This is a genomic window from Streptomyces sp. FH025 (genome assembly GCF_017427025.1).
Lineage (GTDB): Bacteria > Actinomycetota > Actinomycetes > Streptomycetales > Streptomycetaceae > Kitasatospora.
In genome coordinates, this window is sequence record NZ_JAFLNG010000032.1 from 1 (window position 1) to 25180 (window position 25180).

Here is a 25180-nt window from a genome sequence, read left to right on the forward strand (position 1 = left end):
TCGCAAGCACCACACGACGTCCGCCGGGTCGGGATGCTTCCCGATCGCCGAAGAGGACATCGAACCGACACCTCTGGCCGGATGGTGGTCCGGCCAGAGGTGCGAGGGTTGGTCAGCCCTTGAGAAGGGCGCTGCGCTGAGTAGGGGTGAGACGGTCGAGCAGGTGCTGGAACTCGGCGCGGTCCTGGTCGGTCATGGTGGCGACGAGGTCAGTGCTGGTGGCGGCGTGGTCGGGAAGTGCGATCCAGTACCGGTAGGCGAGGACGCGGACGGCGTCGAGCGGGTCGACGAGGTCTCGTTTCAGCAGGAGCTTGTATACGTCGAAGAGGGCTTCGAGCTCTTCCTCTCCGGCGGCGTCGGCGATGGCCTGCTCGGGCTCGCTGAACGGGCGCCCGTCCTGGTGGGACCAGGTGTTGGTGTCGTCGCGGTTGACGAAGTCCGCGTCGAACAGCAGCTTCATGATGTTGCGGCTGACGAGGTTGGGAGTGGTCAAGGCTCTCCTTGGGGAGTTGCATGGGGATGCGGGGCTGTCGGCGGCTGAGTGGCCGTCGTTCGGTGGTGGCCTGGCGAATCGCTTCTACGCGTTCTGGGGCCGTTGGCCTCAGGGTTCAGCGCTTGCGGCGTTGGGGGTTGAGTCCGGACTGGTGTGCCAGGGCAGGCTGAACCGTGCCGAGTGTGGGTGCGACGGGCCTGGTGGTGCGGAGGCGGGCGGCGTCGGCGGCGCGGTTGGGTTTGGGGTTGCGGCTGGTGTGCTGGATGCGACCGAGGAGGATCTTGGCGGGCTGGCGAGCCGTGGCGAGTTCGCGGCGGGCGGCTGCCTCGGTGAGGAGTTGGCGGGGCTGGTGGCCGCTGGCTTCGGCGTCGGCGAGGACGGTGGCGAGGGCGGGCCAGGTGGGGTCGGCGAGGATCCGTGCGGCATGGTCGGGGATAGCGGCGCGGAGGTCGTGGGCGAGGTCGTTGATCGTCTCCTGGGTGGGTTGGCGGTGGGCAAGGGCGGCGAGGTGTTCGGCGGCGGCCTGGTCGTAGGCGCCCTGCAAGTGCTGGACGGCGAGGTTGGCGGCGTGGGCCTGCTGGTGATGGCCACGGGCCTGGTGCCAGCGGCCAGCGAGGACTGCCGCCCAGACGAGGGCGGCGATCAGGACTGTGAGGGCGTTGCCGCCGGGGCCGTCGCCGGCGCGGAGGATGTCGCGGGCGGCCCGGCGCAGGTCGGCGGCGGTGCGGTGGTCGGCGCGCACCTGGGAGCGTTGGGCGCGGGCGACCGCGCGGGTGGCGGCTCGTAGTTCGGCCCGCAGGCCTTCGGGGGCGGTCTGGGCGGTGGCGTTGATGATGTCGCCGAGGGCGGTGATCTGGGCCTGCGCGAGCGCGCTGTCCCTGGTGTCTCCGTCGGTTTCGGCGAGGTGGAGGGCGTCGAGGGCGTCGGTGGTGCGCTGCCAGCTGGTGCTGTGGCGGTTGCGGCGGGCGGTGGGGTGTTCCTCCAGGGCGCTGGTGGCGAGGAGTGCCTGGAGTTTGGGCAGGGAGAGGTCGGGGGCGATCTTGCTGCCGGAGAGGTAGTTGGGTGTGCCGTCGGCCTTGAGGTCGCCGGGCCGGGCGACGGAGTAGCCCTTCAGGTCGCCGGAGGGCAGTCGGCGGATGTTGACCTCGACGCCGTCAGCCTGGAGGTAGGCGAGGAACTCCTCGATGCCGGCGGCGTGCGGGATGGCGTCGCGGATGCGGTCTTCGAGCCAGGCGCGGCTGGTCTGCTTCCAACCGAGGCGCTCGGCCTTGTGCATCTCGGCCTGGGTGGGGCGCTTGGCAGCGGTGCCGTCGCCGGGCTTGAGTTGGCGCAGGCCGTAGTCCTTTTCGATCTGTCGGCAGGCTGTGGCGACGCGGCGTCCGCTGCCGTGGAGCTTGGGGCGGCGGCCGTCCTCGCGGACGGTGGTGGCGACGATGTGGATGTGGTCGTCGGCGTGGCGTACGGCGATCCAGCGGCAGGCGAGGTCGTCGCCGTCGGGGGCGATGCCGGCGGTTTGCACGATGCGGTGGGCGATGTCGGCCCACTCGGTGTCGGAGAGGTAGCGGTCCTCGGGTGCGGCGCGGACGGGGCAGTGCCAGACGTGGTTGGTGAGCTTGAGACCGACTTCGCTGTTGCGCAGGTGGACGGGCTCGTCGAGGTAGCGGGCGAGCTGGGTGAGGGTCGCCTGCTCCTCGCGGCCGGGGTCGGGCATGGCGAGCATCGCGAAGCCGGCGACGATGTGCGGGTCGCGGTGTTCGTCGTGGCGCCCGGGGCCGTAGAGGTAGGCGAGCAGGCCGCGGGTGTTGGAACCGGGGTCCTTGATGGCGGCGATCACAGGCGGGTTGAGGTCTCCTGGTCGGCGGGAGGGCGGAAGGCGTGGGCGATCTCGGCCTGGAGGCGGAGCAGTTGGTCGATGGTCCGGAGGCTGTCGGTTGGCCGGTCGTAGCCGCCGTTGTCGGCGCGGGCGATCTGGTTGAGGTTGTTGCCCAGGCGGTCGTGCTTGCGCAGGAAGACCGAGCGGAAGTGGTGGGTGGCCCGCCGCTCCTCGGCGAGGGGGAGGTCGATGAAGAACCGGCCGTCGATGAACGCCATGACGATGTCGGCGGCGAAACCGGACACGCCGTTGTAGCCGTGGGCGAGGGCAGCCGCTTGCAGCCTGGCGTGCTCGTCGGGCTTGAACCGCAGCGGGCCGACGCGTTCCTCGCGCTTGACGCCCTCGAAGCGGCGGTTGCGCGGCTCGGCTCCGCCGGCTTCGACGGCGCTGTCGTGCCGGCGGTGGTCGGTGAGGATCGTCTTCTGGACGGCGAGGAGTTCGTCCGGTTCGGGGCCGCCCTCGGCCCCGAACCCCTGGCCCGGCGCGCCCTCGCGCCGGGCCTGCTCCGCTACCCCTGGGGCGGAGCTTCCCCGTGACCGGCCGCGAGTCGGACTCGGGGTACTACTGGCTCCGTCAGGGGCGTCCAGGCCGAACGCCCGCTGCAGATCACGAGTAAGCGTGGGCGAGTTGAGAAGCGTGTCCAGACCGGCGTATGAGTCGTGGGCTTCCTCGGGGTCATGCTGGTGGTTGGTCAGGGAGTATCTCCTGGATCTTCGGGCGGATCGGTCATACGGGCGAGGTGCGGACGGACCGCGCGGTGGACGGTCCAACGGTCCGGTCTGTGAACGGACCGTTGGACCGACCGGACCGACCGGACCGACCGGACCGACCGGACCGACCGGACCGGACCGGACCGCTCGGTTCGGTCCGCTCGGTTCGGTCCGTGAGCGGATGGTCGGCAGATCTCGGTCCGCCGGTCCAGCGGTCCGTTCGGACCGGACCGCCGCGCTGGTCCACGCAGGCGGACCGGATGGACCGACGGTCCGCTGGCCCTGGCCTGCACAGGAGATGGTCCGGCAGCTTCCGGACCGTGCGTTCGGACGGGATGCCGGACACCGGTCCGGTCCGGTCCGAGCTGTCCGCGAGCCTGCGGGCGGCGGACCGCTCGGACCGGCCGGGTTGAGCGCCGCGGTCCGTCTCATCCGTCTCGCGTGCCGAAGTCCGTTGCTGCGACTGGCCCGTGTGGGGTGGCGCTCCGTCCCGCTACCGTCTCGGTCCGGTACAGCGCCGCATCGGTCCGGTCGGCCGACTTGTGGTCGGCAGGCTGTGTCACGGCTCTCGGAAGTCCGCCGTCCCGGTGGTGGGCGTGTGGGAGAGCGGATGCGACGTCGGTGACGGCATCTACCGCACCTGGGGGTCGGGGTCAGCCGGCCTGGGCGCGCTGGGGGAGCGGGTGGACCTTGGGGCAGTAGCGGCGCCAGGAGTCGGCGAACTTGTTGAAGGTGTAGCCCTTGCGCTGGGTGCCGTCGGGCAGACGGATGTTGGCCGAGGAGATCCGGTAGTCCTTGAGCAGCCCGGCCAGCGCGCGGGCCGTGAGGCCGCCGCGTCCGTGCTCGGCCCACGGCGCCTCGGGGTCGTCGTTGAGCGCCGCGAGGATCGCCGTGGTGGGCAAGGTGTCCGTGTCGCCGTGGGTGAAGAAGATCCGGCGGATGTCGGCGAGGATCCGCGCGCCGCCGCAGCTGTCCTCCTCGATCTCCTCCTCGGCCGCGACCATGTGTGCGCACGCCAGGCGGGCGCGGCCCGGCCACGAGCCGCCGGCGAGGTCGGCGACGGCCACCAGGGGTTCCCAGGTGTCGGCGGCGCGGTCCTCGACCGGCATGTCCGGATGCAGGGCCTCGGCTTTCTCCCGTACGAGGGAAGCCCACAGGGCGAGCTTGGCGCGGGTCTCCCGCAGTAGGACGCCGTCGCGGCGATCGCGCAGCGGGGCGACGACCTCGCCGTCGGCACGACGGCGCATGCGGATCACGACCGACCGGTCCATGATCGTGTCGGGCAGGTCGCCGATCCCCGCGAGGGCGGCCATGGCGAAGGTGTCGAACTCGCGGGCCTGGTGGTCGTTGCCGACCGACCGGGTGACGGGCCGGTTGCGCTGGTGGCCGGCGTTCAGCAGGCCGCGCAGGCCTTCGTTCATCTCGGCCGTGCGGGGGTTGCCGAAGATGGTGTCGACCTCGTCGACCAGCAGGGTCCTGGGCCGGTCGCTGATCGAGCGGTAGATCGCCGCCGCGCTGGTGTTGACCGTGATCAGCGGATCGTGGACGGTCTCGACCAGGATGTCGAGCAGGCGGGACTTTCCGCACCGCCGGGCCGGAGCCACGATCGCCAGACGTGGCGCGTGGTGCCACGCCGCTTGCAGGTGCGTCGCGGCGACCCACAGCGTGACCGCGTCAAGCGCCTCCGCCGAGGGCAGGACCGCGTACCGGCGGATGTGGTCACGCAGTTCGGCCAGCAGAGCGGCGCCCGGCGACTCGGACGTGTCCGGCGCCGTGTCGATGGTCCCGTCCGTCGCGGAGCCGTCTGCGGCCGGCATCTCCCCGTCGGCGTCGGCGGCGAGGGGGTTGGACATAGAGGTGATGGTGAGACTCCAGATCGCGGCACGCGGCGGGGTGCCGCGCGCCGCCGGTAGGGGGCAGGAACGAGAAGGAGAGTGGGATCCGGCGGTGAGGTGCGGTTGGGTCAGGCGGCCTGGTCGGCGCTCTGGCCGTCCAGCCAGGCTTCCACCTCCGCCCAGCGGTAGCGCAGGTGCCGGCCGACCTTGATCGCCACGGGGCCCTGGCCGCGGTGTCGCCAGGCGTACACGGTCCCGAGCGGGACGCCGAGGTACGCGGCGAGCTCCTCCGCGGTGGCCAGCGGGCGGCGATCGGGGGTGGTGGCACGGAAGGTCGTGGGCAAGAGGTCTCCAGCAGGCAGGGGATAAGGGAGTGCGGGCGCGCCGAAGAGCCCCGGAAAGGGGATCGCTCTGCGCGGGGGAGAGAAGTCTCCACGCAACCCGGCTCGGAACCTAAAAAGGCTCAAGGTTGGGCGGTTGGCCAGCCCGTCGCGAAGTGGAGTGGCGCGACCTCGCTGAGCGGCGATAACGAACGTAAGGCCCGTAATAGCTCGCGTGCAAGGAGTTCGGGAAAATCCCGCAAAAGATCTTGATCGGCCTGTCAGGGATGGCCCTTGTCCGGGCAACTGGCCTGGTCAGGGCGCGTTGTATCCGCGAGCAATCGTCGCGAGCGCTCCTGAGCGTTGGTGAGCGCACATGGGCGCCGGTGGGCTTGGGACTATCCGGCACTATCGAGCACGAATTGGCACCCAAGCGCCCCTCTGGGAATCTCTCATTTGACAAACGGCTTGCGGTCGATAAACATCCAACACCCGCCCCGAGGGGCGCGCTTCCGCGAGCGTTCTGCATTCGCGGTTCACCGGCGCCGCCATCCGCGCGCCACCACTTCCACCTCACCGCCGGCCACAGGCCGTGCCTCCGCATGCCCCAACCCAAGGAGCCGAATGGCGACCGTCTACGACACCTGGCACAAGACCTACCCCCGTCCGACCGACAAGCCCTGCCGCGAGCACAAGGGCAAGTACCCCACGGCCGAGCACGGCAAGGGCAAGCGCTGGCAGGTCCGCTACCGCGACCCCGACGGCACGCCGCGCAAGCTCAACTACACCAAGCGGGCCGAAGCCGACGCGGAGGCCTCCCGGATCGACAATGATCTCAACCGCGGCACCTACATCGACCCCACTCTTGGCAAGGAGACGTTCCGCGAGGTCGGCGAGCGCTGGCGTGAGGGGGCGGTCCACGGATCGAGCACCTCTGAGCGCGTGGATCGGGCGCTTCGCCTGCACATCTACCCGATCCTCGGCGACCGGGCCATCGCAGGCTTCAAGACCTCGGACATCCAGGCGTGGGTCAAGGACCGCTCGAAGGTTCTGGCGCCCTCGACCTTGCGGGTGCACTACAGCTACGTGACCGCGATCTTCCGCGTCGCGGAACTCGACCGCCAGATCCCGTTCAACCCGACGAAGGGGGTGAAGCTGCCGCCTCCGCCGCGCAAGGAGATCGTCCCGCTCGCCATCGAGGTCGTGGCGGCCCTGGCCGACGCCGCCCCCGGCTGGTACCGGGCGCTACTGCTCCTGGCGGCGGCTTCTGGGCTGCGGCAGGGCGAGCTCTTCGGGCTTGAGCTTGGGCAGATCGACTTCAAGCGTGGCACGATCAAGGTCGCGCAGCAGGTGATCAGTCCGGACCAGGGCGAGCCCTACCTCGCACCGCCCAAGACCCATGAGAGCTACCGGACGGTTCCGGTGGCCAAGTCGGCGATGGACGCGCTGGCGGCACACCTGGAGAAGTATCCGGCTCGTCGGGTCGACATCGAGGACCGCACCGACCCCCGCCCTTCCAAGTGGAAGCGCCGGAAGGCGTTGCTCGTGTTCACCAACGAGCGCGGCGAGGCGATCCGCCGCGCGGCCTGGGCGTCGGTCTGGGAGAACCTCGGGCGGGTCGCCGACAAGGCCCTCCTGAAGCAGCACGAGGTTGCGTTCAAGAGCTGGGAGCGCCGCGGCCGGCCGGATGATGCAGAGCCGACGCTCCGCCAGGTGCCGGACGACGCAACGATGCACGACCTCCGGCACTTCTACGCCTCGGTGCTGATCAAGCACCGGGAGAGCGTCAAGACGGTGCAGAAGCGGCTCGGCCACGCCAAGCCGTCGATCACGCTCAACACCTACACGCACCTGTGGCCGGACGAGGAGGACACAACGAGGGCGGCGATCGAGGCTGTCTTCAGTAGCGCGCCCTCGATGTGCTTCCCCGGGCCAAGGCGTTGAGTTGTGGGATGGCGCTCTCACGGTAGGCACGTCAGCCACGCAGCGGGCGGCCGTCGTTTAGACGTGCACCATCTACCACAGAGCCGTCGTGCACCGTGGGGTCATTCCTCAAAGGTAAGTCCTTGGGGCCAACTGGCTTGATCTCAGGGTGCGTTGTCAGTTGCGTCCTCTACCGTGCGAGATGGAGTGTTCAACTCGACGAGGAGGATTGCCATGGCCGAGCAGCTGCGTCGGAACTACAGCAACGCCACCGTGGCCGCGCTGATGACCCTGGCCCGAGGTGGGTGCTACGCGCCGCGCTGCGGGGCTCCGACCGTACGCGTCATCGACGGGGAGCCGATGCTGAATCTCGACATCGCGCACATCCGAGCCCTCAAGCCGGAGGGGAAGCGGTTCGACACGACGTGGACCCTGGAGCAGAGGAACAGCTTCGCCAACTTGTTGCTGCTGTGCAACGTGCACCACAAGCGGGTCGACGGGGCAGGCGGAGAGAACTACACCGTGGAGATCCTGGAGGAGTGGAAGCGCGTTCGTGAGGCGGACGGACGAGACGCCCTGGCGGGACTGAGCGGTCTGACCGAGGCGCGGCTAGTGGAGATGATTTACGAAGCGCAGGAAGCGTACGTCGAGCGGATCGGTCCCCTTCTGGGGAGCATCGCAAAGGAGATGCCAGAACTGGCGTCCCTGATGAAGGTCCTCAGGTCGGACCTGGAGGTGCTGCGTGGCAGCCGGCTGGCGGTCTCCGAGGACGCGGCTTGGATGCTTCACGAGGCCAGCAACGGGCTCCAGCACCTTCAGGACAATGCCCCCTGGCTGCATGAGGCCAGCCGTGACCTGCGCCACCTTCAGGACAATGCCCCACTGCTCGCGAATGCCGCCAGCGCCCTCTCGCGGTTGGCTGATCTGCCGTCGTCGCTGAGCTCGGCTGCCGGTGACATCCGGAGCGCGGCTGCGGCGTTGGCAGACGCAAAGTACTGACGGGTTCCGGGCGCGACGCGGAATCGACTGAGGTGTCGATGACCGACTTGGTGCCCGCACCGCCGGTCAGAAGTCAGCCCTACTCGGCAAGGGCACAACGAGGGTCGTCGGTGGCGGTTGTCCCCGCCGAAGTGCCCTCATTGTGCCCTGTGGCCACCCGGAGCCTGCGTTTCCGCCCCGCTGACCTGCGAGTCTGCGGCGATCGAGGCGCTGACCCGGAAAACTCCTGTCACGTGTTCTCCCCGCAACGTGATCTCGATCCCAGGTAGGCCCTAGCGGTTCGTCGCGAGGAAGCGGAGGTACCGGCGCAGGCCGAAGGCGCGGCGATGTTGTTCGACAGCCGTGGAGAGCTGGGCGACCAGCAGATTGTGGGCGGCGCTCGCGCTGGCGAGTTGGGCTTGTTGCTGGAGAAGCAACGCGCGCTGGTTCTGAGTAGCCGTCTGGTGCTGCTGCTTCTCCGTGTTGGCCTGCTGCTGGCGGGTGGTGATGCGCTGCTGGAGCTGAGTGCGCTTCAGTGAAGCCGCGCTCTCGGCCCGCGCGATGTCGGCTTCGTGCTGCTTCTTCTGCGCGGCGAACTGCTGGCGGATCGCCGTCCGCTCCTGCTGGCTCAGACTGGTCGGAGCCGACGTCTGGGCTCGTTGCTCCAGCGAGGTCCGCCAGCTTTCGAGTGCGGCGGCCCGGACTTCGCCAACGCCCGGAACCTTGACCTCCTGGCCGTTGGGCCTGATGAGGAACGCGTCGCGGTTGTTGTACCGGCTGCTCTGCACATACCGGACACCAGTGAAGTCGGCGGCCGTGCGGATGCCGGCGGCGACCAGCGCGGTGACTGTCCCCGAGCCCATATTGGAGAGCCTCTTGACCTCCTGAATGGAGGATCGGCCGAGTCTTTCCCGGACGTGTGTCCTGATCGCGAACGCCAGCGCGGCTTCCAGCCGCTGCTGCTCCGTGGCGGCCAGCGTGCTCAATTTCGTCCGGAGGCTGCCGGTCTCCTTGTTGAGCGCGCTCGTGATCCGGGCCTGTTCGTCGCGCAGTTCGGCCTGGAGCTTCTTGATCTGCTGATTGATCTGTGCGTCCCGGTGCGCGCTGACCTTGGCCAGGGCATCGATCTCCTCGCGGACCTTCTGCACTGCTGCCGCCGGGTCCTCCACCGTTCCCGCCTGCTGTTGAAGCGCCCGCAGCCGGGCTTTCGAGGCTTTGACCTCGGGACGGGAGGACCGCGTGGCCTGGAGGGCGCCACCGGACACGAGAAGAGCCCCGATCTGGGCAGCGGCCAGATAGCCGTAACCGGCGGGCATCACGCTGATGGCGGTCAGCGCCACGGGGGCGGCCGACCCGGTCAGTGCGAGGACGCCGGAGAGGACATCGGTCGCTCGGCGACGCGCGAAGCCCCCGGAGGTGATCGTGCCGGCACTCCCGCTGCTTCCCGCCGGGGCGCTGCGTGGTGGCGGGATGTGCCCGGCAAGCCAGGAGGGGGTTCCGTTCGCAGGGGCTGCCGCAGGAGCCGGACGCTGGGTCGGAATCGCGCCGGCTGTGGACAGCGCCGGTACCGCGTGGGTGCCCGCAGTGAGTAGGCTGTGCGTTTGCGCGGCCAGCGCTCGAAGGTTCGGGTCTGCATGGGTCAGCAGCAGGCTCCAGGCCAGCGAGGACCGCGGTTCCTTGAAGTCATCCTCCTTCAGAATCAGGAACTCTCCCTGATCGTCGTGCAGTTGAGCCCAGATGTCGGGATCGGTGGCAATCGCGACCAGGCTGAGGTGGATGATCCAGGACGAGAAGCGGTCCATCGAGGGGCCGAAGTCCGAGCTCGTGCGGCTCGGGGACTGGTAGTTGCGGTGGCCGTTCTCCGTGGACCCCTGTCCCTTGAGGTCCGGAACGTACATTCCGTCGTAGTCGACGAGGCGGAATGTGCAGTCGGACGCGACCAGGAGGTTTCCGTGCTGGAGGTCGCCATGGGCGATGCCGAGCTTCTCCAGGTCGGCCACCAGTGCGGAGAACTGCTCGGCAACCCTGAGGATGGCCGTCGAGTCCCGAACGTTCCGGTCGATCCAGGTGATCAGATTGGTGCCCTCCGCCCAGGCCATCTTCAGGGTCGGGTACCACTGGCCGGCGACGAGGACGCCCCGCGGCAGATACTCGATTCCGACCGGCCAGGGCTGGGACAGCTTGGCGTGCCTGAGGCCGGCGAGCTGCTTGCTGATGGCCTGGTAGCGGGCCTCCAGGGTGCTGCTGTCGCGGGTGAAGCACTTGAGCGCGTATCGCTGACCACCCGGGGCGGTGATGGAGAAGACGCTCGCGAAGTTCCCTGAGATCGCCTTCGGCCCGAGCACGGGGCTCTGCTGGACCGTACCGTGTTTGAGATCGGGGTCCTCGAAACACAGCGCGGGGTTCTGAAGGGCTTCCACATAGTTCGCGCCGGTCGGAAATCTGCGTCCGGCGACAGGTCCACCAGCGGGGGAGACCGCCATCACCCCTCCGTCTTCACCCGCACACGAATGAGGGCTACGTCGTCGTTGCGCATCCGGGACTCGGCCCGCTCGTGATGGAGCCAGTCGGCGAATGTCTCCTCGCCCAGATCGGCGAGCCTGCCCAACTGCTTCCCTGCTCCGCCTGATTCGATCTCGGGGTGCGACAGCAGCCACGCCGCCAGGGCATCGGTTGCCAGGAGGAGCTCGTCGTGTGTGCGCAGCTCGCCCGCTGCGGTCGACATCCGGTTGGCGATCAGCGTGGCGTCCCGGTTGCGGCTGCTCAGAAGTTGAGGGGTGATACCGAATCCGTGGCCGTCCGTGATGGGGAACGAAGTGATTAGGCGGCCGTCACGGAGGTGGAGGAGACAACTGTCGCCGAGGGCGAGGGCACGCCAGGCCCAGCGTGACACCGCCTCGGAACCCTCCGGACCGGGGGGTACCGCCTGCACGTGAACGGCCGTCAGCGTTGCGAAGGCTCCCTTCTCCAGACCCGGTTGCTCGTACCAGGCGATCGGCCGCCCGCTGGCCGCCCGCTCCGCCTGGTACGTCGAGAGGTACCCGTCCCACTGGTCGACGGTGCGGGCCAGGAGATCCTCGACGAAGGCCCCGGACAGGACGCCCTGCCGATCCCCCCGCTCATCGGCAGCCACCATCGACGCGACCGCGCCCTTCACCAGTTGCCCGGCCCAAGCTCCGGCGAGCAGGCTCTCGGACGCCCCGTCGGACACGGCGGCGAAGAGCGAACTGGTGTCGGAAGACAACGAGGCCTCGATGGCGTCCTCGCACTCTTCCAACGAGTTGCCCGTCTTGGGCACGCGGAAGTGCTGGACGTCAAGAGGCGTTGAGTGCGCGCCCACGCCGTTCAGCGCAGTTCCGTGGCGCGCGTACCGATGTCGAGGAACTCGATGATGGACGTGATGTCGGCGTTGTAGACGAAACCGCGCGTGGCCTCGCTGACACGGTGGCCCTGCGAAGCGGCGTAGGAACGCATGTGGCTCGGCAGCACGCTCGACATGTGGAAGAGCAACCGCGAGTAGGTGTCCGGGAGTTCGCTCTCGCTGTCGGGGAAGGTGACGGGAGTTCCGCTCGCCCCGGAGACGTGCAGGTTGAAGAGGAGCACCGGCCCGTCGGCGGTGGCGTGCGAGGCGAGTCCGATGGCCGCGCTCGTGGGGTCGCCGTCGGTGGACTCGCCGTCCGTCAGGTTGAGGACGATGGGCGGGAAGCCGCCCGGGTGCTGGTCGACCCAGCGGGCGACCAGGGAGTCGGCGTAGCCGAGGGCCCGGGTCATCGGGGTGCCGCCGTTGGTAACCGGGTCCATCCAGACCGGGAACTGCACGGTCGTTTCGACGAGACCGCCGGCGCCGTCCGGAACCTTCTTCGTACGGCTCTCCAGACGGGCGGGGCTGTTCGCGATCTCGCTCAGCGGCACAAGGTCACGCCCGGCCAGCGCGCCGGTGAAGGCGGAGCCGACCTGGGTGTGGCCGTAGCCGATCACGGCGACGTGGAAGTAGTCGCGGACGCCTTCTTCCTTCGCGCACTTGACCGACAGCTCGGTCAGCAGCCGGTTGATGGCGTCGGACACGACCTGGGCGCGTTGCTGGACCGTCTCGCCGCTGCCGATGGGATCGCTCATCGAGGCGGACTGGTCCACCAGGAAGATGAAGCAGCCGGGGTTGGTGCGGCTGATTTCGGCGGTGTAAGGCATCTCGGTGACCCGGCTCCTCTTGCGCGATGGGGGACCGAATCGCACGGCACAGGAACACGTGCGGGAAAGCCTGACCCCCCAGGGAAGCCGATCGTAGCGGATGGTGTGCTATGGAGTCACCGTGTTCTGGAGCCGGAAGCCTCTGTGGCCGAACACCTCCGCGTTCACCCGCGGCGGGACGAGGAGGGCACAACGAGGACGGCGATCGGGGCTGTCCCCGCCGAAGTGCCCTCGTTGTGCCCTGTGGCCACCCGGAGCCTGCGTTTCCGCAGGTCAGCGGGGTTTGCTAGCGGTAGTTCACGAACTGGATCGCGAAGTCCAGGTCCTTGCCCTTGAGCAGGGCCTGCACGGCCTGCAGGTCGTCGCGGCTCTTGGAGCTGACGCGCAGCTCGTCGCCCTGGACCTGGGCCTTGACGCCCTTCGGGCCCTCGTCCCGGATGATCTTCGCGACCTTCTTGGCATCCTCCGTGGTGATGCCCTCCTTGATGTTCGCGAAGATCTTGTACTCCTTGCCGGACAGCTGCGGCTCGGCGGCGTCCAGGGCCTTCAGCGAGAGGCCGCGCTTGACGAACTTCGTCTGCAGCACGTCCAGGATGGCCCGCACGCGCTCCTCGCCGTTGGCCTTCATCTCGATCTTCTCGCCGGAACGGCTGATCTCGCCGCCCACGCCCTTGAAGTCGAAGCGGGTGGCGATCTCGCGGGAGGTCTGGTTGATCGCGTTGTCGACCTCCTGCCACTCGACCTTCGAGACGATGTCGAAACTGGAGTCGGCCATGGGTGTTGGTCTCCTTGATGCTCTGGCTTCACTGGCGCGGCCCGCCCCACCGGGCGCCCGCGGCCCCAGCCTATCCAGCGCCACCCCGGCCCCGCCCGTGACGGCCGCGCCGGGCTCCTTGATCATCGCGTGATCTATCGAGTGGCGGAGCACCCCCCGGGATCAGGTATGGTTTACCAAGTCGAACGGGGCGAACGCCCTGGAAGACGAAGATCCTGGCTGGTTGCCCGAGCGGCCAAAGGGAGCAGACTGTAAATCTGTCGCGCAAGCTACGCAGGTTCGAACCCTGCACCAGCCACAGGATGGAAAACAGCCCCTGATCTGCGGAAACGCAGATCGGGGGCTGTTTCGTTGTGTCCTGGCGCGGAGGGTGGCTCTGGGGCAGTAATTGCGCATTGCTTGCAATTACGGTTGGCAGGCAGCAGAGTGGGAGCCCGGGGGTGGGAGTCCTTCGAGCTGATCGTCTTCCCAACCGGCGCCCGCCGGGACAACGGCTCACCCACCCCCGCCAACCGCCCCTCCAGGAGTACGGCAGGCGCGTCAAGGGCGCGTCAAAGGCGCTCGTGGCGGCGTCAGGAACGCGTAGGGGCCAAGGGCCGCCCGGGGACGCGGACCGCAGGATCGGAGCAACTACCGACTGCGGAGGTCCCGTCCGATGTCCAGCGCCACCTCCTCCCCGGCCGTCACGGCCGAACCCGAACCGCCGGACACCGGGGCGAGCGACGAGCGGCACCGGCTCACCGCGCTCGGCGGACTCGCGGCGCTCTCGCTGGACGCCATGGCCTCGGTCGCGTACGGCCCGGAGTCGATCGTGCTGGTGCTGGCCGCGGCCGGGGCGTACGGGCTGGGCTTCACGCTGCCGGTCACGGTGGCGATCGCCGTCCTGCTCGCGGTGCTGGTCGCCTCCTACCGGCAGGTGATCGCGGCCTTCCCGGACGGCGGCGGCTCCTACGCGGTGGCCAAGGCCCACCTGGGCCGCCGCACCGCGCTGACCGCGGCCGCCTCGCTGGTGATCGACTACATCCTGAACGTCGCGGTCTCGGTCACCGCCGGCGTGGCCGCGCTGACCTCCGCCGTACCGAGCCTGTACGACGACCGGGTCTGGCTCTGCCTGGGTGCGCTCGCCCTGGTGACCGCGGTGAACCTGCGGGGGATCGCCGAGTCGGCGCGCTGGTTCATGGCCCCGACCGCCGTCTTCGTCCTCTCCATCCTGGCGATCATCGTGGTCGGTCTGTTCCGCGACGCCCCGGCCAGTACGGCGGCCGCCGCCGGCCACGCCTCGGTGCTCGCCGAGAACGCCACCGCGGTCGGCGCGCTGCTGCTGCTCAAGGCCTTCGCGGCCGGCTGCTCGGCGCTGACCGGCGTGGAGGCGGTGGCGAACGCCGTCCCCTCCTACCGGGCCCCGCGGGTGAAGCGGGCCCAGCGCACCGAGGTGGCGCTCGGCGCCCTGCTCGGCGTGATGCTGATCGGACTGGCCGTGCTGATCGGCCGCTTCCACCTCCAGCCGGTCGAGGGCGTCACCGTGCTCGCCCAGCTCGCCGACGCCTCGCTCGGCCACGGCGTCGGCTTCTTCGTCGTCCAGTTCGCCACCGTGCTCCTGCTCGGCCTCGCCGCCAACACCTCCTTCGGCGGCCTGCCGGTGCTGATGGACCTGCTCGCCCGGGACAACCACCTGCCGCACGTGTTCGCACTGCGCGCCGACCGCCAGGTCCACCGGCACGGCGTGCTGTTCCTCGCCGTGGTGTCGGCCGTGCTGCTGGTCGGCTCCGGCGGCGACGTCAACAGCCTGGTGCCGCTCTTCTCGATCGGCGTGTTCGTCGGCTTCACCATCTGCCAGGTCGGCATGGTCCGGCACTGGTTCCTGCGACGGCCGGTCGGCTGGCGCCGGAAGGCCGCGCTGAACGGCTTCGGCGCGGTGCTCACCGGCGTCGCCGCGGTCGTGGTGACCGGTACCAAGTTCACCGAGGGCGCCTGGGGCATCGTGGTGGCCCTGCCGCTGCTGGTGGTGCTGTTCGAGGCGGTCCACCGCAGCTACGCGCGGATCGGCGAGCGGCTGGAGCTCGGCCGGGTGCCGGGCGCGGTGACCCGCCAGCGCAGCCTGGTCGTGGTCCCGGTGACGGCCATCACCCGGCTCACCCGGGACGGCCTGTCTGCGGCGCTGTCGCTCGGCGACGAGGTGCTGGCGGTCACCGTGGTGCACGATCCGGCCGACGCCGAGGCGCTGCGCCGGGACTGGGAGCTGTGGCAGCCGGGCGTACCGCTGCTGGAGATCCCGGACGACCACCGCCGGCTCGGCCAGCCGATCGCCGCGTTCGTCAACCGGCTCGGCGAGGAGCACGCCTATGACCGGCTCACGGTGCTGATCCCCGAGGTCGAGCCCGCCCGCTGGTGGCAGCGGGCCCTGCAGAACCGGCGCGGCGCCGTGATCGACCGCGCCCTGCGCCGGCACACCGACGCGGTGGTCTGCCGGCTGCGGATGCGGATGTAGCGCAGGAGACGCAGGAGACGGAGAAGGCGCAGGAGACGGAGAAGGCGTAGGCGCAGGAGACGGAGAGGACGGAGAGGACGGAGAAGACGGCGGCCGTGGACGAACGGGCCCCGGACGGCAGCCTGCCGCCCGGGGCCCGCCGCATGTCCGCCGCACACCCGCCAGCACGCCCGGGCCGGGCCCCGGTCTCGGCCAGATCACGACGGTCTCGACCCGGTGAAGCGGGCGTCAAGGTCGCGTCAACGTCCCGCATTCACCCGTATGGAGGGCGTCAGGGAGCCCTAACGCGCCTTAGACGGCTGGTTTGCTGCATCTGCCGGTTGTCCGCCGGTGCCGCGCGAAGCCCTTCCGGCCGCTTGCGGCATCTCCCGAACCACGCTGGTGGAGCCCATGTCCGATCTCATCTACGTCGGTGTCACGGTCGCCGTGTTCGCCGTCATCGCCCTGATCGCGCGGGGGGTGGAGAAGCTGTGAACGAGCGATCGGGGTACCCCCGGCCGAAGGCTGGGGGAGAGCGAACCATCAATCCGGGCGCGTGGCGCGAAGCGCCCGCCGAGCGTAGCGAGGTGGGCGCATGAGCGCGGAGAACATCGCAGGTCTGGTCGTGGCCGTCGCTCTCGTCGGCTACCTCGTCGTGGCGCTGATCTTCCCGGAGAAGTTCTGACATGGGATCCACTCTCGCGGGCTGGCTGCAGGCCCTGGCCCTGGTCGGGGCCCTGGCCCTGTGCTACCGCCCCCTTGGCGACTACATCGCCAAGCTCCTCACCACCTCCAAGCACCTCAGAGTCGAACGCGGCATCTACCGGCTGATCGGCGTCGACGGCGACGCCGATCAGCGCTGGCCGGTGTACCTGCGCTCGGTGCTCGCCTTCTCGGCCGTCTCCGTCCTCTTCCTGTACGGCCTGATCCGCCTCCAGGGCTACCTGCTGCTGAACCTGGGCGTTCCGCAGATGGAGGGCCACCAGGCCTGGAACACCGCGATCTCGTTCGTCGCCAACACCAACTGGCAGTCCTACGCCGGCGAGTCCGCGATGGGCCACCTGGCGCAGATGGCGGGCCTGGCGGTGCAGAACTTCGTCTCCGCGGCCGTCGGCATCGCCGTCGTCGCCGCGCTGATCCGGGGCTTCACCCGCAACAGGACCGACCGGGTCGGCAACTTCTGGGTGGACCTCACCCGGATCAACCTGCGACTGCTGCTGCCGGTCTCGATCGTGTTCGCCCTGGTCCTGGCCGCCTCCGGCGTGATCCAGAACTTCCACGGCTTCACCGACGTGACCACCCTCAGCGGCGAGGTGCAGAAGATCCCGGGCGGTCCGGTGGCCTCCCAGGAGGTCATCAAGCTGCTCGGCACCAACGGCGGCGGCTTCTTCAACGCCAACTCGGCGCACCCGTTCGAGAACCCGACCGGTTTCTCCAACCTGGTCGAGATCTTCCTGATCCTGGTGATCCCGTTCGCGCTGCCGCGGACCTTCGGCCGGATGGTCGGGGACAACCGCCAGGGCTACGCGATCGTCGCCGTGATGGGCCTGTTCTGGATCGCCTCGGTCGCCCTGCTCACCTTCGCCGAGTCGCAGCACCAGGGCAGCGCCCTGCAGGCCGCGGGCGCCGCGATGGAGGGCAAGGAGCAGCGCTTCGGCATCGCCGCCAGCTCGCTGTTCGCCGCCTCGACCACGCTGACCTCGACCGGTGCGGTGAACTCCTTCCACGACTCGTTCACGCCGTTCGGCGGCGGGCTGACGGTCTTCAACATGATGCTCGGTGAGATCGCGCCCGGCGGTGTGGGCTCCGGCCTGTACGGCATGCTGGTGCTGGCGGTCATCGCGGTGTTCGTCGCCGGCCTGATGGTCGGCCGCACCCCCGAGTACCTGGGCAAGAAGCTCGGCGGCCGGGAGATGAAGTTCGCCTCGCTGTACATCCTCACCACGCCGACGATCGTGCTGGTCGGTACGGGCGTGGCGATGGCCCTGCCGGGCGAGCGGGCCGGGATGCTCAACTCGGGCGCCCACGGCTTCTCCGAGGTGCTGTACGCCTTCACCTCGGCGGCCAACAACAACGGCTCGGCCTTCGGCGGCATCACCGTCAACACCGACTGGTACGACACCGCGCTCGGCCTGGCGATGATCTTCGGCCGCCTCCTGCCGATCGTCTTCGTCCTGGCGCTGGCGGGCTCGCTCGCCCAGCAGCAGCCGGTTCCGGCCACCCCGGGCACCCTGCCCACCCACAAGCCGCTGTTCGTGGGCCTGCTGTCGGGCGTCATCCTGATCGTCGTCGGCCTCACCTACTTCCCGGCCCTGGCTCTCGGGCCGATCGCGGAAGGTCTGTCCTCCTGATGTCCACCCCTACGCTCAACCCCGCACCGGCCGACCAGGCCGAGCCCGCCGCGCCGCACAGAGTGTCGAGCGGACTGCTCGACCCGAAGCTGATCGTCGCGTCCCTGCCGGACGCGGTGAAGAAGCTCGATCCCCGGGTGATGGTCAAGAACCCGGTGATGTTCGTGGTCGAGGTCGGCTCGGTGGTCACCACCGTCTCCGCGATCGCCAGCCCGTCCGTGTTCGCCTGGGCCATCACCGTCTGGCTCTGGCTCACCACGGTCTTCGCCAACCTGGCGGAGGCCGTCGCCGAGGGCCGCGGCAAGGCCCAGGCCGACACCCTGCGCAAGACCAAGTCCGACACCATGGCCCGCCGCCTCCTGGACTGGCCCAAGAGCCAGGCCGAGGAGGAGGTGCCCGGCACCGAACTCCGGCTCGGCGACCACGTGGTGGTCGAGGCCGGCCAGGTCATCCCCGGCGACGGCGACGTGGTCGAGGGTGTCGCGAGCGTCGACGAGTCGGCGATCACCGGTGAGTCCGCGCCGGTCATCCGCGAGTCCGGCGGCGACCGCAGCGCCGTCACCGGCGGCACCAAGGTGCTGTCCGACCGGATCGTGGTGAAGATCTCCTCCGAGCCCGGCAAGACCTTCATCGACCGGATGATCGCCCTGGTCGAGGGCGCCGCCCGGCAGAAGACGCCGAACGAGATCGCGCTCAACATCCTGCTCGCCTCGCTGACCATCGTCTTCCTGGTCGCGGTCGTCACGCTCCAGCCGATGGCGACCTACGCGGGCGCCCCGCAGTCGATGATCGTCCTGGTCGCCCTGATCGTGGCGCTCATCCCGACCACCATCGGCGCGCTGCTCTCCGCGATCGGCATCGCCGGCATGGACCGCCTGGTCCAGCGCAACGTGCTGGCGATGTCCGGCCGGGCCGTCGAGGCCGCGGGCGACGTCAACACCCTGCTGCTCGACAAGACCGGCACCATCACCCTGGGCAACCGCCAGGCCGCCGAGTTCCTGCCCGCCCCGGGCGTGAGCACCGACGACCTGGCCAGCGCCGCCCAGCTCTCCTCCCTCGCGGACGAGACCCCCGAGGGCCGCTCGATCGTGGTCCTGGCCAAGACCGAGTACGGCCTGCGGGCCCGCGCCCAGGGCGAGTTGACGCACGCCACCTGGGTCCCGTTCACAGCCCAGACCCGCATGTCGGGCGTGGACCTGGACGAGGCGACAGGAGGGGCGGAGCGCAGCGACTCGGACAAGGGTGACGGTGGGCGACGGGAGGGCCTCCACCAGGTCCGCAAGGGGGCGGCCGGCGCCGTCTCCAACTGGGTGACCGAGAACGGCGGTTCGGTCGGCGCCGAGGTCTCCACCCTGGTCGACGGCATCTCGGCGGCCGGTGGCACTCCGCTGGTGGTCGCCGAGAAGAGCGGCGACCGGCCCGCCAGGGTCCTGGGGGTCATCCACCTCAAGGACGTGGTCAAGGAGGGCATGCGGGAGCGCTTCGACGAGCTCCGCCGGATGGGCATCAAGACCATCATGATCACGGGCGACAACCCGCTGACCGCCAAGGCGATCGCGGAGGAGGCCGGCGTGGACGACTTCCTCGCCGAGGCCACGCCCGAGGACAAGATGGCCCTGATCAAGAAGGAGCAGGAGGGCGGCAAGCTGGTCGCGATGACCGGCGACGGCACCAACGACGCCCCCGCGCTCGCCCAGGCCGACGTCGGCGTCGCGATGAACACCGGGACCATGGCGGCCAAGGAGGCCGGCAACATGGTCGACCTCGACTCCAACCCGACCAAGCTGATCGAGATCGTGGAGATCGGCAAGCAGCTGCTGATCACCCGCGGTGCGCTGACCACCTTCTCGATCGCCAACGACGTGGCCAAGTACTTCGCGATCATCCCCGCGATGTTCGCCGGGGTCTACCCGGGCCTGAACCACCTCAACATCATGGGCCTGCACAGCCCGCAGTCCGCGATCACCTCGGCGATCATCTTCAACGCCCTGGTCATCATCGGCCTGATCCCGCTCGCGCTGCGCGGCGTGCGCTACCGCCCGTCCGACGCCAGCTCGCTGCTGCGCCGCAACATCGGGGTCTACGGCTTCGGCGGCCTGGTGGTGCCGTTCGTCGGCATCAAGCTGATCGACCTGATCGTCCAGTTCATCCCCGGCCTCAACTGACGCGGGGAAGGAGAGAACACCCATGTCCAAGCCCCTGCCGACGACGATCCGCACCCACTTCACCGCGCTGCGCGCGCTGCTGGTGCTCACGGTGATCCTGGGAGTCGCCTATCCGCTGCTGATCACCGGGATCAGCCAGGTCGCGTTCAGCGACAAGGCCAACGGCTCGTTCGTGAAGGCCGACGGCAGGTCGATCGGCTCCAGCCTGATCGGCCAGAACTACAACCTGCCCAAGGTCAACCCGGACGACCCGAAGGAGGAGCCCAAGCCGGACCCGAAGTTCTTCCAGCCCCGGCCCTCCGCCAACAACTACGCCGGCGACAACTCGGGCGCCAGCAACCTCGGCCCGAACAGCGACGACCTGCTCAAGGCCGTCAACGACCGCCGCGCCGCCGTCGCCGAGTTCGACGGCGTCGACCCGGCGAGCGTCCCGGCCGACGCGCTGACCGCCTCCGGTTCCGGCCTCGACCCGTACATCTCGGTGGCCTACGCCAAGGAGCAGGTCAACCGGGTCGCCAAGGAGCGCAACCTGCCGGCGGACACCGTCGCCAAGCTGGTCGACGAGTCCACCGAGAGCCGCTCGGCCGGCTTCCTCGGCAACGAGGGCGTCAACGTCGTCCTGCTCAACAAGGCCGTCAGCGAGCAGAAGTGACCGAGCAGAAGTGACCGAGCAGAAGTGACCGAGCAGAAGTGACCGAACAGAAGTGGCCGAGCGGAAGTGACCGAGCAGAAGTGACCGAGCAGTGACGCCACGACCACACCCGACGACAGGGTGACCGGGCCGACCCGGGCACGGGAGGATCACCTCCCGCGCCCGGGTCGGCCGCCCCGTATCCGCACCCGCGCACCTCCCAACCGTCACCTCCCGATGGAAAGAAGCAGTGCCCATGGCCCGCGACCTCACCCCCGGCACCGGCATCCGCAGCGGCCGGCTGAGGGTGTACCTCGGTTCCGCCCCGGGGGTCGGCAAGACCTACCGGATGCTGGACGAGGCCCGGCGCAGACAGGAGCGCGGGGCCGATGTCGTGGTCGGGTACATCGAGTGCCACGGCCGCCGCCACACCGAGGCCATGCTCGACGGCCTGGAGGTCCTGCCGCGCTCCCACCGTTCCTACCGCGACGCGGAGTTCGAGGAGATGGACCTCGACGCGGTGCTCGTCCGCCGCCCGTCCGTCGTGCTGGTGGACGAGCTGGCGCACACCAACATCCCCGGCGGTCGCCACGCCAAGCGCTGGCAGGACGTCGAGGAGCTGCTGGCCGCCGGGATCGACGTCATCACCACCGTCAACATCCAGCACCTGGAGTCGCTGAACGACGTCGTCCAGAAGATCACCGGCATCCCGCAGCGCGAGACCGTCCCGGACGAGGTGGTCCGCCGGGCCGACCAGATCGAACTCGTCGACATGGCCCCGCAGGCGCTGCGCCGACGCATGGCCCACGGCAACGTCTACAAGGCGGAGAAGGTGGACGCGGCGCTCTCCAACTACTTCCGGGTCGGCAACCTCACCGCCCTGCGCGAACTCGCCCTGCTCTGGGTGGCCGGACGGGTCGACGAGGGACTGCGCGACTACCGGGCCAGCCACAACATCGACCGGGTCTGGGAGACCCGCGAGCGGGTCGTGGTCGCCCTCACCGGCGGCCCCGAGGGCGAGACCCTGATCAGACGCGCCGCCCGGATCGCCGACCGCACCGCCGGCGGCGACCTGCTGGCCGTCCACGTCTCCCGCAGCGACGGCCTGGCCGGCGCCTCCTCCGGCGCGCTCGCCCAGCAGCGGCTGCTGGTCGAGACCCTCGGCGGCAGCTACCACGTGGTGGTCGGCGACGACATCCCCACCGCCCTGCTCGCCTTCGCCCGCGCCCACGACGCCACCCAGCTGGTGCTCGGCACCAGCCGCCGCGGCCGGATCAACCGCTTCCTCACCGGCCCCGGAATCGGCGAGACCACCGTGGACGCCTCCGAGGACATCGACGTCCACATGGTCACCCACGAGTTCACCGGCCGCGGCCGGCTGCCCTCGCTGGGCCGACGCCACTCCCGGCGCCGCACCGTCGCCGGCTACGTGGCGGGCTTCGTGCTGCCCTGGCTGCTCACCGGGGCCCTCTCCCAGGCGCACCACACCATCAACCTCACCACCGACGCGCTGATCTTCCAGCTCGGCGTGGTCGTCGTCGCCCTGCTCGGCGGCGCCACGTCCGCCCTGCTGGCCGCGTTCATCGCCTCGGCGCTGCTGAACTACTACTTCATCCCGCCCGTCCACAGCCTGACCATCGGCGAGACCAACAACATCGTCGCCCTGGTGGTCTTCGCCGCCATCGCGCTCACCGTCTCCACCGTGGTCGACCACGCCGGCCGGCTCACCACCCGGGCCGCACGCGCCACCGCCGAGGCCGAGACCCTCTCCACCCTGGCCGGCAGCGTGCTGCGCGGCGCCGACGCGTTGCCCGCCCTCCTGGAGAAGTCCCGTACGGCCTTCGGGATGGACTCCGTCGCCCTGCTCTCCCGCGGCGGAGAGGTGCTGGCCCACTGCCGGAGCGAGCACCCCACCACGGGGGAGCAGGGCGGCGAGACCACCGAGGTCCCGGTCGGCCCCGACGCCGTCCTGGTCCTCATCGGGCGCCGGCTGCCCGCCTCCGACCAGCGCGTGCTCACCGCCTTCGCCGCCCACGTCGGCGCCGCGCTGGAACGCGAGCGGCTGGCCGTGGTCGCCGCCGAGGTCGAACCGATCAAGGCCGCCGACCGGATGCGCACCGCGCTGCTCGCCGCCGTCAGCCACGACCTGCGCACCCCGCTCGCCGCCGCCCGAGCCTCGGTCGGCTCGCTGCGCAGCCCGGACGTCGAGTTCTCGCCCGAGGACCAGGCCGAACTCCTCGCCACCGCCGACGAGTCGCTCGTCAAGCTCACCCGCCTGGTCGACAACCTGCTCGACATGAGCCGGCTCCAGGCCGGCGCGCTCACCCTGCACCTCACCGAGACCCACCTGGACGAGATCCTGCCCAGGGCGCTGGACAGCCTCCCCGACCCGTACGCGCCGGTCCAGCCGCTCGACCTCGACACCGCCCCGCCGGTGTTCGCCGACCCGCCGCTGCTGGAACGGGTGCTCGCCAACGTGATCACCAACGCGCTGCGGCACAACGCCCCCGGCGCGCCCGTCCTGGTCACCGCCAGCCACCACGCCGACCAGGTCGAGATCCGGGTGATCGACCGCGGCCCCGGCATCGCCCCCGAGGACCGCGACCGGGTCTTCCTGCCCTTCCAGCGCCTCGGCGACACCGACAACACCACCGGGGTGGGCCTGGGCCTCGCCCTGTCCCGCGGCCTCGCCGAGGCCATGGGCGGCAGCCTGGAGGTCGAGGACACCCCCGGGGGCGGCACCACGATGCTGCTCACCCTGCCCGCCGCCATCGAGCCCGCCGTTCCTGGGGAGGAGCCACCTCATGAATGAGATCCTGATCGTGGACGACGAACCGGCCCTCCTGCGCACCCTGCGGATCAACCTCAGCGCCCGGCAGTACGCCGTCCGCACCGCGGCCAGCGGCGGCGAGGCGCTCGACCGGGCCGCGCACTCCGCCCCGGACGCCGTCCTCCTCGACCTCGGCCTGCCCGACCTCGACGGCATGGACGTGCTGCGCGGACTGCGCACCCGCAGCGCGATGCCGATCATCGTGCTCTCCGGCCGGGCCGGGGCCGCCGACAAGGTCGGCGCCCTGGACGCGGGCGCCGACGACTACCTCACCAAGCCCTTCCTGATGGACGAACTGCTGGCCCGGCTGCGCGCCGTGCTGCGCCGGCCGTTAGGGGGCGCCCCGCTGGGCCGCCCGGTGATCGGCGAGCACACCGTCGACCTCGCGGCCACCACGGTGACCGGCCCGGGCGGCCCGGTGCGGCTCACCCCGACCGAGTGGCGGATCCTCAGCCTGCTGCTCGCCAACCCCGGCCGGCTGGTGCCCGGGCGGCAGATCCTGCGCGAGGTGTGGGGCCCGGCCCAGGAGGGGCGCGGCAACTACCTGCGGGTCTACCTCGCCGGGCTGCGCCGCAAGCTGGAGCAGGACCCGGCCCGCCCGCGGCACCTGATCACCGAGCCGGGGATCGGGTACCGGTACGTGCCGTAGCGGCCTGCGGGAACGTCAACGAGCCGTCAAGAGCCGCTCGATGGGCGACAGGGGAGCGTCAAGGCCGGTCGGTGGCGGTCTTCCGTGGGCGTAGCGTCAGTGCTGAAGCGAGCGGCCCTGCTCCAGTGGGGGATGCCTGGGGCCGCTCCAGCCGCCGTCCAAGGACGGCCAGCAGGTGGGGGAGGGGGCGCGTGACGTACGTCGCGCGCCCCCTTGGGCTCTCCCGCTCTCCCCGATCCGGCAGGGGGATCAGCCTTCCGCGCCGCCGGACTGCCGGGGCAGCGCCAGCGCCACGGTGTCCGCGAACTCCCGTACCGCACTGGTCCGGCTGACCACCCGGCCGCCGTGCACCACCAGCCGGCTGTGCCCGCCCGCGAGCGCCCCGGCCAGGCTGTCGCCGCGTACCGCCAGCAGTTCCGCCGGGAACCCGGCGTCCACCCGGACCGGCGGCAGCCCGAGCACCGCCCGGGCCTGGTTCGCCACCGCGTCGTACGCCGCCTCAGGGTCCAACTCCCCGATCGCGGCCAGCAGGTACGCCGACTCCAGCGGATCGGCCCGGCCGACCGGGTTGGACTGGTCCCGCAGCGCGCCGCTGCCCACCGCCAGTGGCACCCGGGCCGAGGCCAACTCCCGTACCAGGCCAGGTCGCAGGCCCGTCGGTCGGCCCTCGATCCCGGTGCAGCCGCCGTTCTGCGGCAGGCAGACCACCCGCACCCCGCTGGTCGCCAGCACCGTCGCCGCGCCCCGGGGCAGCGCCCCGCACGGGCCGAGCGTCACCCGCGGCCGCAGTGGCGCCAAGGCGCCTGCCAGTCGGGCGAGTTGGGCCGACTCCGCGGCGGTGGTGTGCAGGTCCACCGGGCAGTCCGCCTCGCGGGCGGCCTCCAGCAGCAGCTGCACGTACCCGGCCGGGTCCGGGTCCAGCTCCGGGCAGCCGCCGGCCGCGGTGGCGCCCAGCTTGAGCGCCTCGCGCAGCTGGGCCCGCCCGTCCGCGC

20 protein-coding genes, 1 tRNA gene and 1 pseudogene are annotated in these 25180 nt (G+C 70.3%); 12 read left to right on the forward strand and 10 right to left on the reverse strand.

The window, feature by feature from the left end:
• Nucleotides 1–112: 112 nt before the first annotated feature.
• The 3 genes from J0670_RS04215 to mobC form a co-directional block, all read right to left on the reverse strand.
• Nucleotides 113–493: a hypothetical protein gene (locus tag J0670_RS04215; protein ID WP_207809715.1), complete on the reverse strand. Its 381-nt coding sequence runs from the start codon at nucleotides 491–493 to the stop codon at nucleotides 113–115.
• 115 nt (nucleotides 494–608) lie between these two features.
• Nucleotides 609–2327 carry a relaxase/mobilization nuclease domain-containing protein gene (locus J0670_RS04220; RefSeq protein WP_207809717.1) on the reverse strand — a complete coding sequence of 573 codons (1719 nt, stop codon included), beginning with the start codon at nucleotides 2325–2327 and terminating at the stop codon, nucleotides 609–611.
• Complete coding sequence (gene mobC / locus J0670_RS38910; RefSeq protein WP_243436519.1) at nucleotides 2324–2611, reverse strand: plasmid mobilization relaxosome protein MobC; 288 nt, start codon at nucleotides 2609–2611, stop codon at nucleotides 2324–2326. The genes J0670_RS04220 and mobC overlap by 4 nt, the downstream gene beginning before the upstream one ends.
• 12 nt (nucleotides 2612–2623) lie before the next feature.
• Here mobC and J0670_RS38915 point away from each other — a divergent pair, with 12 nt between their 5' ends.
• On the forward strand, nucleotides 2624–2902 hold the full coding sequence (locus J0670_RS38915; RefSeq protein ID WP_243436520.1) for a hypothetical protein: 279 nt from the start codon (nucleotides 2624–2626) through the stop codon (nucleotides 2900–2902).
• A gap of 827 nt (nucleotides 2903–3729) precedes the next feature.
• Here the strand turns inward: J0670_RS38915 and J0670_RS04230 are convergent.
• Both J0670_RS04230 and J0670_RS04235 read right to left on the reverse strand, forming a co-directional pair.
• Nucleotides 3730–4929, reverse strand: a complete 1200-nt coding sequence (locus J0670_RS04230) for a DUF3631 domain-containing protein (RefSeq protein ID WP_207809719.1) — start codon at nucleotides 4927–4929, stop codon at nucleotides 3730–3732.
• A 110-nt stretch (nucleotides 4930–5039) separates the two neighbouring features.
• On the reverse strand, nucleotides 5040–5255 hold the full coding sequence (locus J0670_RS04235; protein WP_243436521.1) for an AlpA family transcriptional regulator: 216 nt from the start codon (nucleotides 5253–5255) through the stop codon (nucleotides 5040–5042).
• Nucleotides 5256–5855: 600 nt separating this feature from the next.
• Between J0670_RS04235 and J0670_RS04240 the strand changes: the two genes are divergently transcribed.
• Nucleotides 5856–7175, forward strand: a complete 1320-nt coding sequence (locus tag J0670_RS04240; protein WP_207809721.1) for a site-specific integrase — start codon at nucleotides 5856–5858, stop codon at nucleotides 7173–7175.
• Nucleotides 7176–7388: 213 nt separating this feature from the next.
• Complete coding sequence (locus J0670_RS04245) at nucleotides 7389–8153, forward strand: hypothetical protein (protein WP_207809723.1); 765 nt, start codon at nucleotides 7389–7391, stop codon at nucleotides 8151–8153.
• A gap of 272 nt (nucleotides 8154–8425) precedes the next feature.
• Here J0670_RS04245 and J0670_RS04250 read toward each other — a convergent pair whose 3' ends face one another.
• From J0670_RS04250 to J0670_RS04265, 4 genes are all read right to left on the reverse strand, one after another.
• On the reverse strand, nucleotides 8426–10615 hold the full coding sequence (locus tag J0670_RS04250; RefSeq protein ID WP_207809724.1) for a hypothetical protein: 2190 nt from the start codon (nucleotides 10613–10615) through the stop codon (nucleotides 8426–8428).
• Nucleotides 10615–11430 carry a hypothetical protein gene (locus tag J0670_RS04255; RefSeq protein ID WP_207809726.1) on the reverse strand — a complete coding sequence of 272 codons (816 nt, stop codon included), beginning with the start codon at nucleotides 11428–11430 and terminating at the stop codon, nucleotides 10615–10617. Before J0670_RS04255 ends, J0670_RS04250 begins: the two co-directional genes overlap by 1 nt.
• A gap of 47 nt (nucleotides 11431–11477) precedes the next feature.
• Nucleotides 11478–12320 carry a vWA domain-containing protein gene (locus J0670_RS04260; protein ID WP_207809728.1) on the reverse strand — a complete coding sequence of 281 codons (843 nt, stop codon included), beginning with the start codon at nucleotides 12318–12320 and terminating at the stop codon, nucleotides 11478–11480.
• 286 nt (nucleotides 12321–12606) lie between these two features.
• Complete coding sequence (locus J0670_RS04265; protein ID WP_045693084.1) at nucleotides 12607–13095, reverse strand: YajQ family cyclic di-GMP-binding protein; 489 nt, start codon at nucleotides 13093–13095, stop codon at nucleotides 12607–12609.
• A gap of 217 nt (nucleotides 13096–13312) precedes the next feature.
• On the opposite strand from J0670_RS04265, the gene J0670_RS04270 reads away from it, so the two are divergent.
• The 9 genes from J0670_RS04270 (at nucleotide 13313) to J0670_RS04310 (ending at nucleotide 24188) form a co-directional block, all read left to right on the forward strand.
• Nucleotides 13313–13393: transfer RNA gene (locus J0670_RS04270), tRNA-Tyr, on the forward strand.
• Nucleotides 13394–13750: 357 nt separating this feature from the next.
• Nucleotides 13751–15583 carry an APC family permease gene (locus J0670_RS04275; protein ID WP_207809730.1) on the forward strand — a complete coding sequence of 611 codons (1833 nt, stop codon included), beginning with the start codon at nucleotides 13751–13753 and terminating at the stop codon, nucleotides 15581–15583.
• Nucleotides 15584–15913: 330 nt separating this feature from the next.
• Nucleotides 15914–16057, forward strand: coding sequence for a hypothetical protein (locus tag J0670_RS04280; RefSeq protein WP_207809746.1), 144 nt, complete (start codon nucleotides 15914–15916; stop codon nucleotides 16055–16057).
• Nucleotides 16058–16157: 100 nt separating this feature from the next.
• Nucleotides 16158–16247: a K(+)-transporting ATPase subunit F gene (kdpF, locus tag J0670_RS04285; protein ID WP_045693083.1), complete on the forward strand. Its 90-nt coding sequence runs from the start codon at nucleotides 16158–16160 to the stop codon at nucleotides 16245–16247.
• A 1-nt stretch (nucleotide 16248) separates the two neighbouring features.
• A complete protein-coding gene (gene kdpA, locus J0670_RS04290) occupies nucleotides 16249–17913 on the forward strand; it encodes a potassium-transporting ATPase subunit KdpA (protein WP_207809732.1) in 1665 nt (554 codons plus the stop codon).
• Complete coding sequence (gene kdpB / locus J0670_RS04295) at nucleotides 17913–20078, forward strand: potassium-transporting ATPase subunit KdpB (protein ID WP_207809734.1); 2166 nt, start codon at nucleotides 17913–17915, stop codon at nucleotides 20076–20078. The genes kdpA and kdpB overlap by 1 nt, the downstream gene beginning before the upstream one ends.
• A 22-nt stretch (nucleotides 20079–20100) precedes the next feature.
• Nucleotides 20101–20730, forward strand: a complete 630-nt coding sequence (kdpC, locus tag J0670_RS04300; protein WP_207809736.1) for a potassium-transporting ATPase subunit KdpC — start codon at nucleotides 20101–20103, stop codon at nucleotides 20728–20730.
• Between the two features lie 235 nt (nucleotides 20731–20965).
• Nucleotides 20966–23521, forward strand: a complete 2556-nt coding sequence (locus J0670_RS04305; RefSeq protein ID WP_207809738.1) for a sensor histidine kinase KdpD — start codon at nucleotides 20966–20968, stop codon at nucleotides 23519–23521.
• Nucleotides 23514–24188, forward strand: a complete 675-nt coding sequence (locus J0670_RS04310) for a response regulator (protein ID WP_207809741.1) — start codon at nucleotides 23514–23516, stop codon at nucleotides 24186–24188. The genes J0670_RS04305 and J0670_RS04310 overlap by 8 nt, the downstream gene beginning before the upstream one ends.
• A 249-nt stretch (nucleotides 24189–24437) precedes the next feature.
• Here the strand turns inward: J0670_RS04310 and J0670_RS04315 are convergent.
• Nucleotides 24438–25180 (reverse strand): annotated as a pseudogene (locus J0670_RS04315) (hydrolase); the annotation flags it as partial.

Excerpts from the sequence above, each read along its gene's own strand:
- J0670_RS04275 (WP_207809730.1), top strand. The coding sequence starts at position 13,751 with ATGTCCAGCGCCACCTCCTCCCCGGCCGTCACGGCCGAACCCGAACCG.
- J0670_RS04250 (WP_207809724.1), bottom strand. The coding sequence starts at position 10,615 with ATGGCGGTCTCCCCCGCTGGTGGACCTGTCGCCGGACGCAGATTTCCG.
- J0670_RS04245 (WP_207809723.1), top strand. The coding sequence starts at position 7,389 with ATGGCCGAGCAGCTGCGTCGGAACTACAGCAACGCCACCGTGGCCGCG.
- J0670_RS04305 (WP_207809738.1), top strand. The coding sequence starts at position 20,966 with ATGGCCCGCGACCTCACCCCCGGCACCGGCATCCGCAGCGGCCGGCTG.
- kdpC (WP_207809736.1), top strand. The coding sequence starts at position 20,101 with ATGTCCAAGCCCCTGCCGACGACGATCCGCACCCACTTCACCGCGCTG.
- J0670_RS04230 (WP_207809719.1), bottom strand. The coding sequence starts at position 4,929 with ATGTCCAACCCCCTCGCCGCCGACGCCGACGGGGAGATGCCGGCCGCA.
- J0670_RS04310 (WP_207809741.1), top strand. The coding sequence starts at position 23,514 with ATGAATGAGATCCTGATCGTGGACGACGAACCGGCCCTCCTGCGCACC.
- J0670_RS04265 (WP_045693084.1), bottom strand. The coding sequence starts at position 13,095 with ATGGCCGACTCCAGTTTCGACATCGTCTCGAAGGTCGAGTGGCAGGAG.
- J0670_RS04260 (WP_207809728.1), bottom strand. The coding sequence starts at position 12,320 with ATGCCTTACACCGCCGAAATCAGCCGCACCAACCCCGGCTGCTTCATC.
- J0670_RS04240 (WP_207809721.1), top strand. The coding sequence starts at position 5,856 with ATGGCGACCGTCTACGACACCTGGCACAAGACCTACCCCCGTCCGACC.
- kdpB (WP_207809734.1), top strand. The coding sequence starts at position 17,913 with ATGTCCACCCCTACGCTCAACCCCGCACCGGCCGACCAGGCCGAGCCC.
- kdpF (WP_045693083.1), top strand. The coding sequence starts at position 16,158 with ATGAGCGCGGAGAACATCGCAGGTCTGGTCGTGGCCGTCGCTCTCGTC.
- kdpA (WP_207809732.1), top strand. The coding sequence starts at position 16,249 with ATGGGATCCACTCTCGCGGGCTGGCTGCAGGCCCTGGCCCTGGTCGGG.